General features: G+C 38.8%; 10 protein-coding genes. 7 read left to right on the forward strand and 3 right to left on the reverse strand.

Annotated elements, in window-relative coordinates; translation table 11 throughout:
- Nucleotides 1-203: 203 nt before the first annotated feature.
- Together C7Y70_RS00005 and C7Y70_RS00010 are read left to right on the forward strand one after the other, a co-directional pair.
- Complete coding sequence (locus C7Y70_RS00005; RefSeq protein WP_135472949.1) at nucleotides 204-1,085, forward strand: LysR family transcriptional regulator; 882 nt, start codon at nucleotides 204-206, stop codon at nucleotides 1,083-1,085.
- Between the two features lie 183 nt (nucleotides 1,086-1,268).
- Complete coding sequence (locus tag C7Y70_RS00010) at nucleotides 1,269-2,339, forward strand: GGDEF domain-containing protein (RefSeq protein WP_135472950.1); 1,071 nt, start codon at nucleotides 1,269-1,271, stop codon at nucleotides 2,337-2,339.
- A 20-nt stretch (nucleotides 2,340-2,359) separates the two neighbouring features.
- Here C7Y70_RS00010 and msrA read toward each other — a convergent pair whose 3' ends face one another.
- On the reverse strand, nucleotides 2,360-3,634 hold the full coding sequence (gene msrA, locus C7Y70_RS00015) for a peptide-methionine (S)-S-oxide reductase MsrA (protein ID WP_135472951.1): 1,275 nt from the start codon (nucleotides 3,632-3,634) through the stop codon (nucleotides 2,360-2,362).
- A 190-nt stretch (nucleotides 3,635-3,824) separates the two neighbouring features.
- Between msrA and C7Y70_RS00020 the strand changes: the two genes are divergently transcribed.
- The 5 genes from C7Y70_RS00020 (at nucleotide 3,825) to C7Y70_RS00040 (ending at nucleotide 11,461) form a co-directional block, all read left to right on the forward strand.
- Complete coding sequence (locus C7Y70_RS00020) at nucleotides 3,825-5,342, forward strand: leucyl aminopeptidase (RefSeq protein ID WP_135472952.1); 1,518 nt, start codon at nucleotides 3,825-3,827, stop codon at nucleotides 5,340-5,342.
- Between the two features lie 296 nt (nucleotides 5,343-5,638).
- Nucleotides 5,639-6,328 carry a 5-oxoprolinase subunit PxpB gene (pxpB, locus tag C7Y70_RS00025; RefSeq protein ID WP_245321305.1) on the forward strand — a complete coding sequence of 230 codons (690 nt, stop codon included), beginning with the start codon at nucleotides 5,639-5,641 and terminating at the stop codon, nucleotides 6,326-6,328.
- The gene (locus tag C7Y70_RS00030; RefSeq protein WP_135472953.1) at nucleotides 6,325-7,254 is read left to right on the forward strand and encodes a biotin-dependent carboxyltransferase family protein; all 930 of its coding nucleotides are present in this window, start codon (nucleotides 6,325-6,327) and stop codon (nucleotides 7,252-7,254) included. The genes pxpB and C7Y70_RS00030 overlap by 4 nt, the downstream gene beginning before the upstream one ends.
- Nucleotides 7,255-7,792: 538 nt before the next feature.
- Nucleotides 7,793-9,460 carry an asparagine synthase B gene (gene asnB / locus C7Y70_RS00035; protein WP_135472954.1) on the forward strand — a complete coding sequence of 556 codons (1,668 nt, stop codon included), beginning with the start codon at nucleotides 7,793-7,795 and terminating at the stop codon, nucleotides 9,458-9,460.
- 426 nt (nucleotides 9,461-9,886) lie between these two features.
- Nucleotides 9,887-11,461, forward strand: coding sequence for a BCCT family transporter (locus tag C7Y70_RS00040; protein ID WP_099293859.1), 1,575 nt, complete (start codon nucleotides 9,887-9,889; stop codon nucleotides 11,459-11,461).
- A gap of 44 nt (nucleotides 11,462-11,505) precedes the next feature.
- On the opposite strand, the gene C7Y70_RS00045 is transcribed toward C7Y70_RS00040, so the two are convergent.
- Both C7Y70_RS00045 and C7Y70_RS00050 read right to left on the reverse strand, forming a co-directional pair.
- Nucleotides 11,506-12,195, reverse strand: a complete 690-nt coding sequence (locus C7Y70_RS00045) for a 3'-5' exonuclease (RefSeq protein WP_135472955.1) — start codon at nucleotides 12,193-12,195, stop codon at nucleotides 11,506-11,508.
- Nucleotides 12,196-12,208: 13 nt separating this feature from the next.
- A complete protein-coding gene (locus tag C7Y70_RS00050; protein WP_135472956.1) occupies nucleotides 12,209-14,107 on the reverse strand; it encodes a DUF294 nucleotidyltransferase-like domain-containing protein in 1,899 nt (632 codons plus the stop codon).
- Nucleotides 14,108-14,449 lie beyond the last annotated feature (342 nt).

Consider the following 14,449-nt stretch of genomic DNA (forward strand, 5'->3'; position numbering starts at 1 on the left):
CTTAACCAGAGTTCAGGTTAAGTAGCTAAAGTGGCGATTAAAAAAGAGTAACACTGGTTATTGTATTTTTAATAACCGCAATATGTTCATTTTTTACTAATAAAAGCAAAAATTAACCTGTTAACTAACTAAAAAAGCTAAGTCTTTGCAAATTGGGTTATTTATTGCTTAACTAACCTTATTGAGAATTACTAACATCGACTATGCAAACACCTATCAGAGGGTTACGTTCATTTTGTTTTGCGGCAAGAACGTTAAGCTTTAAAGAAGCCGCTAACCAGCTTTACCTAACGCCATCCGCTGTGAGCCATCAGATTAAACAATTGGAAGAGCAGCTAGGTATTGAGCTTTTTGAGCGTCAAACACGTTCAATCCGGTTAACATCTGCAGGGAAAAACTTTTATGATTCTGTTTCACCTTTGATTAAAGCACTCGAAAAGACCATAACGGAATTCAGTCAGCTACAAGAAAATGTAAATATTAGTATTACCTTACCTGAGTTTTTTGCCAGTGAACTATTAATGCCAAAACTCAGTGAATGGACCACTGAACACCCAAATACAAATTTGCAATTAAACACCATGAAAACGCGCAAAGAGCTGACTAAACAAAGTGACTTATCAATTGTTCTATCATCCTCTAAGCCAATTGAAGGTGTTGTACACGAACTGTTTTCATTATCATATTCACCGGCATGTAATAAACAAAACTGGGAAGCATGGAATGATGCCCCCTTTCAAGCACTCAATGAAGTGCCGTTAATATTGCATAAAGCACGCCCTTGGGCTTGGCACCAATGGGCAGAACATGCCGGCATTGAAGATTTTGCTCCTAAACAAATTATTCAAATAGACAGTATGTTTGGTGTTGCACGCGCAGCTCAGCAAGGTATGGGAATTGCACTTATCCCATTACCTATTAGCCAGACATGGTTTGAAGAGCAATGGCTATTTAGTTTTACGGACCTTCCTTTAAAAACAAAAGATAAATACTACTTAGTCCAGCATGAACCAAGTGAATCAAATGCTTCGTTAGAATTATTCATAAAATGGATATTAGATACCTTTAAACATCTTAAATTATGACAGTTCAATAAGTTACTCTTAGAGAATACTTTACTTCTTTAACTTTTATCCTAGTATTTAATTTAGTTAGGTATTAAGCAGCGCTATCTATTGATAACTAAATTTGTTGTGTTACCAATCAATTTGAGGGAATAAAGTTGAAAATAGCCCAAATATTGTCTTCTGACATCTGCGGAGCAACGCATGAGTAGAACTGATACCACGCTACTTGAACAAATGCAGATCAGCGACCTTGAAATTGCCAATAGGATGGAGTTACTAAGCTTAACTAAATCTTCCCTTTCACAAATAGCTCAGCATAAACAACTCATTGAAGATAATATCGATTTAATAGTTGATGATTTTTATGAAAAACAAACTGAAATTGATGAAATATCTTTACTCATTGGTGATGCGGAAACACTTACGCGGCTAAGAAATGCACAACGTAAATACGTCATTGACCTGTTTTCTGGGAGTTACGACAGTAACTACGTTAATAACCGGTTACGCATAGGCATGGTCCACAAACGCATAGGTGTTGAACCAAAACTGTATCTTTCAGCAGTAAAAACGCTTAAAGAATTAATAGTTGCTGTATTAAAAAATAATATTAACGACCCCTCTAAATTGGAAAGTACATTAACTACACTAGAAAATTTATTTTATTTTGATACAACACTCGTATTCGATACCTATATTGGAAGCCTACTGGGTGAAATTGAGTCAGCAAAAAGAAAGACTGAACAATACGCGAAAAGTCTTGAGATGAAAGTAGCTGAGCGAACCTTGCAATTAGAAGAGCAAACACGCTTAGATCCACTTACCCGCATTTATAACCACCGTGCTATGCAGGATGTGCTAAGAAGAGAGCTTGCCGTTGCTAAAAGGCGCGATAGTAATTTATCCTTTATTTACATTGATGTTGATAACTTTAAAGAGATCAACGATCTTGAAGGTCATTTAAAAGGCAACGAGGTACTTAAGTTTATTGCTAATGTATTGACAAGCTGCATTAGAGAAGTCGACCTTGCCTGTCGTTACGGTGGAGATGAATTTTGTATTATTTTACCTGATTGTGCCATCGAACAAACTGAGATTATTTGTAATCGTATCATTGAGCAGTTTACTAATAGCTACCCTAAATATGCATTGAGTATGGGGGTTTCTGGTGTTATGCCTGGTAAAAGCTTAGATTCTGACGCAATCATAAAACAAGCTGACGACAAAATGTACCTGGCAAAGAAAGAACCAGGTTCATTTGTCTGTTATTAACGTAACTTAAATTATTAAATTTACCGAGGTATAAATTCTAATACAGTGGCATTAATGCAGTACCTATCCTGATTATTTGGCCCTTCTTTTGGGAATAAATGCCCTAGATGAATACCACTTGATTTAGATCTGATTTCTATTCTTTGCATACCATAGCTATTATCTTCGTGTTCTGTGACTGAACCTTTTACTGGGTGTGTAAAAGATAACCAACCGGTGCCTGATTTGAATCTATCTTGGGTATCGAATAAAGGTTCACCACTGAGCTTATCAACAAATTGGCCATCCGGCGTATTTTTAAAAATATCATATTGCTTACAAAATGGGCTGTCTGTGCGTGAATTAAAAGCCACTTTATAGGCCTCGCTATCACCTAGCTTAAAAGCGCCTAATACTTTATAAAAATCGAGTCTGTTAATAAAACCTTGGTGTGAGAAAACCTCTTTACCATCTTCTAAAAAAATCAACGTTGGTGTAGCCCAAGTAGGTGATGAAATAGATAACTTATCTAGTTCGTCTGCTTTGCGGTATGTGATTGCAATAGTGCCTTTGTAATCATTAGTTACTTCTTTTTTAAGTTTTTCACAATAAGGACAGTAGTCATTTGAATCAATAATCACTATCTGCTTGCCTATTAACAGCGCACTATTATCTATTTTTGCTTTATCTGCTTTGTTAAACACCACTCCCGTCGAATGATCTGGGCAATACCCATCTGGGTTTTTAGCAATATAGTCTTGATGGTAAGATTCAGCTTTATAGAAGGTATCTAAAGGTTTAATTATGGTTTTTATATCGCCATAGCCGGCTTTAGACAGGTAAGTTTGATATTCCTGTTTTAACTTATTTGCAAGCTCACGTTGCTCTTCATTGCTCGTCAGAATAGTTGAACGATATTGGGTGCCAATGTCATTACCTTGACGATTTAGTTGAGTTGGATCGTGACTTTCAAAATATTTTTTGAGCAGTGTTTCAGTCGATATTCGGTTTGTATTGTATGTAACTTGAACAACTTCAGCATAGTTATTTTCACTAAAACGTCTAGATGGAGCCGTTATATTTCTATAGGTCGCTTTAAAGCCGCTGCCATCTGCATAACCAGATACAGCATTGACAACACCAGGTAAAGCTTCGTATCGTTTTTCCGCCCCCCAAAAACAGCCCGAGCCCAAAACTAACGTTTGTACATGCATGCTCGCTTGCATTGGACTGTCATTTTTTGCGTTTAAAGCATACCCCGTTAAGCTCACTGTTATTAAAGATGTACACAGAATTAACTTTGTCATCTTGCCCATAATATTTAGCTCCTTAAACCACAACTACTCAAATAGACCAAATAAGTAATTAAATAATTTCATTAAAGCTGCTAAATACTTTTTACAATAAATCTATACTCGTCGCTTTATATCAAAGCTTCACCGTGAAAAACTTAATATAAAGACCGAAATAAGGTAAAAAGCACTTTTATTTTATATTGGTGTGATCATGAAAAATATATTAAAAACTTCAGCTTTAACTCTTGCACTCGCAGTTAGTACGCAAGTAAGTGCAGCAAAGTTTAAGTTTTCAACAGAAATTGATAGTTCAGCACAAACCGTTGTTGTATTTTTTAGCCAAGATGGCGATAACGTACAATTCAGAGCGGTAGATAAACAATTAAATGAACTTCTTGCTCATACTGTTGACGTTAAAGGCTACAAAGGAAAAGTAGGTGAAGTATTAGACGTAATTGCCCCTAAAGGTAGTCAGCATGAACGTATTTTGGTTGTTGGTACAGGTGAAATTGAGAAACTTGATAAAGCAGCAATAGCAAAATTAGGTGGTGATGTTCACGCAAAACTTTTAGCAAATAAAGTAAATTCAGCCAGTGTTATATTTGATGACGTAAAAGGTGCTTCTAATAATGCACAGCTAGCTGCAAACTTTGCTCACGGTGCTAATTTAAGAGATCACCGTTTTGAAAAATATAAAGAAGAGCCAAACACTGCCACTATAAGCTATGCTTTTGACGTTGCTGATACCGATAAAACCCGTACCCAATACTCTATTTTACAAAGTATCCAAGAAGGTGTTTTTTTAGCGCGTGATTTGACCTCTGAAGTAGCCACTGAAATGACCCCTGTAGATTTTGCCAATGCAGCAAAAGAACTACAAAGTCTTGGCGTAACAGTCTCGGTGCTAGAACCTAAAGAATTGAAAAAGTTAGGCATGGGAGCGCTTGAAGCTGTTGGCCGTGGTAGCCAACAAGGTGCACGTTTAGTTGTTGCTCATTACAAAGGTTCAAATGACAGCCCTATTGCGTTGGTTGGTAAAGGTATTACGTTTGACTCGGGTGGTTACAGTATAAAAACAGGCGCATCTATTGCCAGAATGAAATCTGACATGGCAGGCGCGGCTGCTGTTCTAGGTACAGTAAAAGCAATGGCATTGGCGAAAGCCGATAAAAACGTGGTTGCTGTAATGGGCATGGCTGCTAACATGGTATCACAATTTGCTGTAGCCCCTGGCGATGTTGTTCGCACAGCAGAAGGTTTAAGCGTTGAAATTGTAAATACAGACGCTGAAGGTCGTTTAGTGTTAAGTGATGCTATGTGGTATGCAAGAAAGCACTTCAGACCAGAAATCATGATTGACGTAGCAACACTTACCGGCTCTAAAATTAGAGCTGTTGGCAATGACTATGCAGCAATATTCTCTGATGATGATTCACTTATCTCTGAACTGACATTTGCTGGTAAAGCAGTAAATGAAAACGTATGGCGTTTACCTTTAGGCTATAAAGATGCATTAAGTTCAGACATAGCTGACCTTAAAAACATAGGCTCTAGCGGTCCTGGTGCTACAACAGCAGCTAGCTTTTTAGAACATTTTGCCGGTGAAACGCGTTGGGTCCATATCGATATTGCTGGAAATGCGTTAGCAACCAAAGGCAAAGGAGAAATTTCACCCGGTGGTACTGGCTTTGGCGTTCGTTTATTATCTGAATGGTTATTAAATAACTAATATACCCAAACAGCATCAAGATGCGAATATCAGTTGAATTAAAAGTGATTTAGGCAAAGCCTTGATTGCAAATAATGGGTGTTCCCTTGTAAAAAAGAATTGCCATTATTGCAAAGTAGCGCCTTAATATTGAGCCCTGAAAAACGCTGAACTCTGCATCTTGAGCAAGCTTGGGTACAAAAGCATGCATCATTAGTTCAAATGGTGCATGCTTTAATTAGCGTGTTTAACTGCCCTCCTGTTGTTCAACTTTTATTCCTGTAAACATATTGTCTTTATTGTGCTAGTTTAGCAGTATGAATAATTACAGTATCAACGTAATGAATTTTCAGCAAAATGTTAAAATCACTGCTACCAGTTCCCATACTCTGTTTTTAGATGCCACCCATCTAAAAGATCCCCTTTTATCCGTGCAAAAGAAGATATGGGCTTTAGTAAAGCGATGCAAAGCAACCGCTGCTTTCATTGATATTGTTCCAGCTATGAACTCATTAACTTTATACTTGGCTAATTCAGATGATAGTAACCAATGGCAAGAAAAGTTATTACTTTGGTGGGAAACAACAGACATTGAAGAAAATAAAGGCACTCATCATAAAATTATCACTCAATATGGCGGTAGTACCGGGGCAGATCTTGAGTTTATTGCTGAGCATCACGGTATATCAACCCAGCGAGTAATCGAATTACACACCAGTGTTACTTACCACGTTTTATTTTTGGGTTTTAAGCCTGGTTTTACTTACATACACGGCTTACCTAGTGAGCTTCATACACCTCGTCGTTCTGAACCAAGAACGCATGTGCCTAAAGGCTCTGTGGCTATAGGCGCTGATCAAACAGGAATTTACCCAGCTGATTCACCTGGTGGTTGGCATATCATTGGTCACACTGATTTTAGTTTATTCGATTGGCAAAAAGCTCCTCCGTGTGCGATAGCACCCGGTGATACATTACAATTCATATCCGATGAGGCGTTGTCATGATAGAAGTATTGAAACCTGGTTTATTAATGAGTATTCAAGACCAAGGTCGATTTGGTTTTCGACATATCGGAGTATCGCAGTCAGGTGCAATCGACCCATTCGCAGCAAAAATGGCAAACACCTTGCTGAAAAACGACATAGATGATGCTGTGATAGAAATTACACTGGGTCTTGCAAAGTTACTATTTAAATGTGATACCGTCATCGCTTTAATAGGTACGGACATGCAGGCTCAATTAGACGACAAACCAGTCTACCCTGGCTGGACGTATGCTGTTAAGCAAGGACAAACTTTATCCTTTAAGACTGCTCGAAATGGTTTTAGAGCCTATGTTGGCGTAAAAGGCGGCGTCTTATGTGAACCTGTAATGGGCTCTCGCTCAACTGACTTGGCGGCAGGGTTTGGTGGTACAAATGGTCAAGCGCTCAAACAAGGTGATAACATTCAAATCCAACCATATTATAAAGATTGGCCTAAAAGAGGAGGAATATTACCACCAAAGCGAAATGTTATTCGCGTTCACTCAAGTATTCATGCTGACTTATTAACTGAACATGCATTACGCTCATTTTGTGAAATAAGCTGGTGTGTGAAACCACAAAGCAATCGAATGGGTGTCAGGCTTTCAAATGAAAATTCAACGTTGTCTCATAGTCACTCTCTTCCATCACTTGCTGTTAACCCCGGCTCTATCCAATTGCCACCAAATGGTGAGCCGATTGTTTTGCTGAACGATGCACAAACAACAGGGGGTTACCCCCTACTTGGCACTATCATTAATGCAGATTTGCATCACTTTGCTCAACTAAAACCAGGTGATAGCATCCGCTTCGAATACGTCGATATGAGCACAGCAATTAAAGCACAAAAGAAAATGACAGCACACTTTGCACAGCTAGCTATCGCATTAAATAACGCCTATTAAATTTTTATTAATGCGCACCACCTTGGTGCGCTTACGCAGCATAATAATGAATTAAATACCCATATATACCCAAACCACCTCAAGATGCTGTTTCAGTTGGAATTAAAAGCGATATAGGCAAGGCAATGATTGCAAGTAATAGTGGTTCTATTGTTAAAATCAATAACGCAGTATAAATCGCTTTTAAACCAACCCTCTGGGCGCTTCACAGGAACTTACTCTCATCGTTGTTACTTCTTAAAAGGGAGTGCCATTCCTGTAAAGTAACGCCTTGATATTAAGCCCCTGTGAAACGCTGAATTCTGCATCTTGAGGTGGCTTGGGTATAATTGGCTTGCCGTTCATAAAATAGGCTCATCACTGGCCACAATAAAGATAATTCCCCTCTTTAGTGCATTAACAAATATAGTGGTGCATAAATTATTCTAAAAATATTGTAAAAGCTATGTGACTTAGTTATTTATTTCTGATAAAACAAAGGTTCGCGTATAAAATAAATCTGTTTTAAGCGCACACATGATAGGAATGAGGAGTTACTATGTGTTCAATTTTTGGTGTATTAGACATTAAGTCTGATGCCACACAGTTGCGTAGTCAAGCAATTGAAATGTCGAAGTTATTACGTCACCGCGGACCAGATTGGTCCGGCGTGTACTCATCTGATAAAGCTATTTTAGTGCATGAACGCTTAGCAATTGTTGGTGTAAGCAGTGGCGCACAACCATTATACAACCTAGAAAAAACAAATATTCTCGCTGTTAACGGGGAAATCTATAACCATAAAGAACTGGCAGCTGACTTAAAGACTGATTTTACTTTTCAAACACAATCAGATTGCGAAGTTATATTGGCGCTTTACAAAGAAAAAGGCCCTGAGTTTTTAGACGATCTAAATGGCATATTTGCTTTTTGCTTATACGATGAAGAAAATGATGCATACCTTATTGGCCGGGACCATATTGGCATCATCCCGCTTTATACAGGGCATGATGAACATGGAAATTTCTATGTTGCGTCTGAATTAAAAGCACTTTCACCTATTTGTAAACACATCGAAGAGTTTCCACCGGGTCATTACTTATACAGTAAAGACGGTGAGTTACGCCCATATTACGCACGTGATTGGCAAACTTTTGATGCCGTGAAAAACAATGATGCTAAAGCAGAAGATGTAAAGGGCGCATTAGAGGCAGCCGTTAAGCGCCAATTAATGTGTGATGTGCCCTATGGTGTTTTACTCTCTGGTGGTCTTGATTCATCAGTCATCTCTGCAATTACACAACGCTTTGCTGCAAAACGAATTGAAGATAATGACGAAAGTGACGCTTGGTGGCCTAAATTACATTCATTTTCAGTCGGTCTTGAAGGATCACCTGACTTAGCCGCGGCCCAAAAGGTCGCTGATATGATTGGAACCGTGCACCACCCTATTCATTTCACAATACAAGAAGGAATAGACGCTCTAAAAGAAGTGATTTATCACATAGAGACATATGATGTAACAACAATTCGGGCTTCAACACCGATGTATTTAATGGCGCGACAAATTAAAGCCATGGGAATAAAAATGGTGCTCTCTGGTGAAGGTGCTGACGAATTATTCGGTGGATACTTATACTTTCATAAAGCGCCAAATGCACAAGAGTTCCATGAAGAACTTAATCGTAAAGTGTCCAAGTTACACATGTTTGATTGTCTACGCGCTAACAAATCTATGGCGGCATGGGGTGTTGAAGCACGTGTGCCATTTTTGGATAAAGAATTTATTGATGTGGCAATGCGTACCAACCCTGAAGCCAAAATGTGTAAAGACGGAAAAATTGAAAAACACATTTTACGCGAAGGTTTTGACGGCTATTTGCCCGATGAAGTTTTATGGCGTCAAAAAGAGCAGTTCTCTGATGGGGTTGGTTACAGCTGGATTGACACTTTAAAGGACTATGTAGCTGAGCAAGTAAGTGATCAAGATTTAGCGAATGCGAAATTTAAATACCCTATAAATACACCTGATTCTAAAGAAGCGTATTTTTATCGCTCAATTTTTGAGTCTCACTTCCCGGGGGATGCTGCAGCTAAGTGCGTACCACATGGTAAGTCAGTCGCTTGTTCAACACCTGAAGCACTAGCTTGGGATGCATCGTTTCAAAATAATGCTGATCCATCTGGGCGAGCCGCGGGTATTCACAATGATGCTTATACTAAGTAACTTTAGCTCTCAATAAATTTTATAAAGACTGTACAAACTTGTGCATTGTACGGTCTTAATTTTCTGCTAACATTAATATTTTGCTAGCCCTTGTTATTTATAAATTTAAATATGTGGTTATTTTAGCCTTTCCAAAACAAAAATATTCTCAACACTAAGCAAATTATCATTTGAAAAGTATCTGATATTTTTATTTATCTTTTATTTTTGCCCTCCCCATGACAAATTTAACCTACTCCTGTAAGCTCTAAGAGTAATAATTAATATAAATTATGATTTTAAGGTTAAATTATTTACATTGATGAGTAAACTTCTACACTTATTCTAGTTTGTTCTTTTTAGTAAATGGTTCGTATACAAACCATACTTTAAATTTAATGCCAAATTTAGCTTAATACAAATCAAAATAAACAAATGAGGTTTTTCATGAGCGATAATCATGACAAATATAGCATTGATAATACTGATTACACTGTCGGTCAGGATAATGTGCAAAAATGGGGGTTTGATGTTCATAACCCGGTTTTTGGAACAAGCGCAGGTTTAATTCTAATTTTCTTAATCGCTGTTTTAGTCAGTGATCCACAAACTGCAAAATCCACTTTAGATGGCATTAAATTCGATATTATTAATCATTTTGATAGTTTTTTAATGTGGTCTGCCAATATATTTCTATTGTTTTGTATAGGACTCATTCTTTCCCCCTACGGCAAAATTAGACTAGGCGGTGTTAATGCACGCCCAACTCACTCTCGCTTATCGTGGATGGCAATGCTGTTTGCAGCCGGCATGGGTATAGGTTTAATGTTTTGGGGCGTTGCTGAACCTGTTGCCTATTTTACTGGTTGGTATGAAACACCTTTAAACGTCACACCCAATACCCCTGAAGCTGCAAAGCTAGCGATGGGTGCAACTATGTTCCATTGGGGCTTACACCCATGGGCAATTTATGCTGTTGTTGCATTATCACTTGCCTTTTTTACTTACAATAAAGGTTTACCTCTGTCTATTAGATCAATTTTCTATCCAATACTTGGGGATAAAACATGGGGTTGGCCAGGTCATATCATTGATATTTTAGCAGTATTAGCAACTTTATTTGGCTTAGCTACTTCACTTGGACTAGGTGCACAACAGGCGTCAGCTGGTATTAACCATGTTTTCGGCTTGGAGTCTGGTGTTGGTTTACAAATACTGGTTATTGCTGTTGTCACACTACTGGCTGTTATTTCTGTTGTCCGTGGTATTGATGGCGGTGTGAAGCTTCTAAGTAATGTGAACATGCTGATCGCATTTATATTAATGACTTTTGTATGTCTTGTTGGTTTCGCAGCTGCTGTTGGCAATATTCCTACCACCGTAATGGGCTATGTTGAGAATATCATTCCACTGAGTAATCCTCATGGGCGTGAAGATGAAACCTGGATGCATGGTTGGACTGTATTTTACTGGGCTTGGTGGATATCGTGGTCACCGTTTGTTGGTATGTTTATCGCTCGTGTGTCTGAAGGACGTACTATTAGAGAGTTTTTAACAGCTGTGTTACTAATCCCAACTTTAGTCACCATATTGTGGATGTCGATTTATGGCGGTATTGCCATCGATCAAGTTGTCAGTGGCATTGGTAAGCTAGGTACTGACGGTTTAACGCAAGTGCCTCTTGCTATGTTTGAAATGTTTGATGAACTTCCTATGGCCAAGCTACTTTCATTTACTGCGGTTGTTTTGGTTTTGGTATTTTTTATTACTTCTTCGGATTCAGGCTCACTTGTAATAGACTCGATTACAGCAGGTGGTAAAGTTGATGCGCCTGTACCACAGCGTATATTTTGGGCATCTGTTGAAGGTGCAATTGCGGCCACCTTGCTTTGGGTAGGAGGCACTCAGGCTATGGAAGCTTTACAAGCTGGCGCTGTGTCTACTGGTCTGCCATTTACCGTTGTGCTGTTATTAATGTGTGTTAGCTTATTAATGGGTTTAAAGACAGAACCGAGAAGCTAAGTAACATTTACAAATAAGAACGCCGCATTGATTGCGGCGTTTTTTTATACCCATAAATCACTTAGCGGTGTGTCAATGCGATAGTGATAGGCCAACTGAGCTTGTAATAACTCTGCTGTAGCCAAGGCATCCGTTAATGCATTGTGGTTGTTATAAGCGGGTAAAGAATATCGTGAACGCGAATCCGCTAACCTCACTGAATCAAGCTTTTGATTTAGTACTCTTCCTAATAGACCTTGTCGTGCTTTTAGTGCCCTTTTTTCCAATTCCATTGTATCAATAACCGCAAACTCAAGTCCTTCATTTAAACGCTCTTTTAAGGCATGGTAAAGAAAATGCCGTTCAACGGCAGCAAAGTGAACCACAATTACCTTGCCTGATAAAGCAGTGAGTAAGGGCGTTATAATTTCGGAAAAATCAGGGGCCTGATTTACCTCAGAGTGTGTAATGCCATGGATTACTATTGAGTCTTCAGCCAAAGTTTGTCTGGGCTTTACCAACCATTGCTGGCTGTCGCGACACCGAATACGCTGAGTATTAAATGGCACTAATCCAACACTGACAATATCATTATTTAAATAATCTAAACCCGTCGTTTCAAAATCAAGCGCAACCATAGGTACTTCGCCAATTGGCATTGATGGCTTGTCTACAACGCGCTGATAAAAATCATGAACCGGTTTTGTTTTGCATTGATTTAGTAGCTGCTTATAACGATTGGGCCAGCTTAGCATTTAACCTCCTTCACTATTTAATAGACACATTTGTAGAGTACTTAAATTTAAGAAAATTCTGTGCTTTATCCAAAATTGCAAAGGCCTCTTTTAGATTTCGTTGCTCAAATGGTGATAGCAGATGGGGTTCTAAGTCATTATCGGGTTGTTCATTGAGCTGCTCAATTTGCCACGCTTGATGCCTAATACGGATCATAGCAATGTACTCCAGTGCATCTCTTAAGTCTTGCGCTTTTCCTTGCGGAAGTAATTTAGACTCAATAATATCTTCAAGTCGCTCAAAAGAATTCTGCTTTCTAGAACCGATAGCCAATGCATGCACACGTATCACATCTGATAGCGGTGCTGTACCACGTCGTTTTAAGTTCATAGAACGTTTATGTTGGCCGTTATGCTCAAGCACAAAGTCTTTAAAAAAACCAAGTGGAGGGGTTCTGTTTCGGGCATTATGCGCCATATTGACAAGAAAACGTTTGTTTTTTCGCCCTTGTTGAGAAATAAACCGTTTTAATTCATCTGCCCATTTTAACTTCCCATATACGCCATCTAAGTCAAAGAAAATTGAACTATTTAGTAAGGCTTGAGGTTTAGGCTCTGCAATCCATTGGGCAAACTGTGCTTGCCACTGGGATTTTGTTAAGCGCCACTTTTTAAACGAAGCCATGATCTCACCGTCGCAATACGTATAACCACATTGCGCTAATCCGTCACAGACAAAATCCGCCAGTTTTTGAAAGTATTCATTATGCAACGACTCATCAAAACTGTTATCTAATATGAGTGCATTGTCTTGATCTGTTACGATGAGTTGTTCATCGCGAGCCATAGATCCTAATGCTATAAAGCAGTAAGGAATAGGAGGTGGGCCATACTTTTCTTCAGCTAATACTAATAACCGCTGCTTAAACGTGCGCCCTATTACCGCCATTGCAGTGCCAATCATATGTGAATTTGCATCTTCATTCACCATACGTACAAAAACATTAGGCAGCTGGCGTGCATAATAAGCTAAGTCTTCAACCGATTGCTGAGCAAGGATGCCACGTACTAGCAACAAACTGCTTTGTGATTCATAACGTAGAACGTCGGATAACGAAATAACACCAATGGGCTTTTTCTTAACCACAACGGGAAGATGATGAATATTATCCCTGAGCATGGCTAGTACCGCCTCAAATATATAGGCGTTGCTATCAAGTAGGATTAAGTCAGTTTGCATAATTGATTGTGCAGTGAGGGTAAAGCTTTTGCCTTGTGCAATTACTTTAGTCCTTAAGTCCCTATCAGTAATTATCCCAACTACTTGACCATCATCGTCTTCAGGATCATCACTTACGAGTTTATCACAGTCGGTTACTAGAACAGATGACACTGACTCGCTTGTCATAATTTGCGCTACTGTTTGAATACTGGCATCTTTTGCAACGGTAACAGCTTCACGATGAAGAAGAGATTTAACTTTAGCTGTTGTTAAGTCATTGCTATCAGCCTGCTCTACAATGGCTTGGTGCAATCTAACTGTGCCACTCGCTTCAAAGAAATCAGCAAACACTTCATATTTATCGCAGTACTTATTAAATACCGACACATCAATACAATACACTAAAGTATCTTCAAGAGCCTTTGCAGGGTAACGAACTTTGCGGTTCATTAATAATCCCATTTGGCCGAAGATTCCACCGACGGTCAAACGATTATATAACTCTCCATCACGTCGATAGATTTCAACCGACCCGCTGCGAATTATATATAAATCATTAATGTCATCACCCAAATTTAAAATTGGGCTACCTGAACGATAGTAAGCAACTTCTATTTCACCTGAAAGTTGATTTAATGCATCGTCAGGTAATTCATCAAATGGTGCATGTTCACGAAGAAACGTGGCTATATCAACATGTTCGGCCTGCATAAACTAATCCTACTGAGTGCTTTACATCTATTGTGAGCCTTAACGACTATTTTTACAAAAAATAGCCGTTAAAAATATTTCGGGTCTGTTTACCTTTCAAGGTTAAATTTGCAGTAGTCTGTTTGGTATTTAGGCAGGCAGCGCCTATGTGGTGTGGTATTCCCCATAAATAGGCGATAATGCAGAATCAATGGTAAAAAGGCGCTGCCCTTCGGGTTTAGCCTAGGGGCGATTTACGCTTTGTAGCTCGGTTTTGACTCAGCCCACTATGTTACAAACCTCGCAGCGCGATTAAACCGCCCCTATTTTAAACAAATTTTAATCCGTAAAGGTCAACAGACC

The organism is Pseudoalteromonas sp. KS88, from assembly GCF_004766475.1.
Classification (GTDB): domain Bacteria; phylum Pseudomonadota; class Gammaproteobacteria; order Enterobacterales; family Alteromonadaceae; genus Pseudoalteromonas.

What these genes read in the sequence shown, in the direction of transcription:
- C7Y70_RS00005 (WP_135472949.1), top strand. Translation starts at nt 204, where the DNA reads ATGCAAACACCTATCAGAGGGTTACGTTCATTTTGTTTTGCGGCAAGA.
- C7Y70_RS00010 (WP_135472950.1), top strand. Translation starts at nt 1,269, where the DNA reads ATGAGTAGAACTGATACCACGCTACTTGAACAAATGCAGATCAGCGAC.
- msrA (WP_135472951.1), bottom strand. Translation starts at nt 3,634, where the DNA reads ATGGGCAAGATGACAAAGTTAATTCTGTGTACATCTTTAATAACAGTG.
- C7Y70_RS00020 (WP_135472952.1), top strand. Translation starts at nt 3,825, where the DNA reads ATGAAAAATATATTAAAAACTTCAGCTTTAACTCTTGCACTCGCAGTT.
- pxpB (WP_245321305.1), top strand. Translation starts at nt 5,639, where the DNA reads ATGAATAATTACAGTATCAACGTAATGAATTTTCAGCAAAATGTTAAA.
- C7Y70_RS00030 (WP_135472953.1), top strand. Translation starts at nt 6,325, where the DNA reads ATGATAGAAGTATTGAAACCTGGTTTATTAATGAGTATTCAAGACCAA.
- asnB (WP_135472954.1), top strand. Translation starts at nt 7,793, where the DNA reads ATGTGTTCAATTTTTGGTGTATTAGACATTAAGTCTGATGCCACACAG.
- C7Y70_RS00040 (WP_099293859.1), top strand. Translation starts at nt 9,887, where the DNA reads ATGAGCGATAATCATGACAAATATAGCATTGATAATACTGATTACACT.
- C7Y70_RS00045 (WP_135472955.1), bottom strand. Translation starts at nt 12,195, where the DNA reads ATGCTAAGCTGGCCCAATCGTTATAAGCAGCTACTAAATCAATGCAAA.
- C7Y70_RS00050 (WP_135472956.1), bottom strand. Translation starts at nt 14,107, where the DNA reads ATGCAGGCCGAACATGTTGATATAGCCACGTTTCTTCGTGAACATGCA.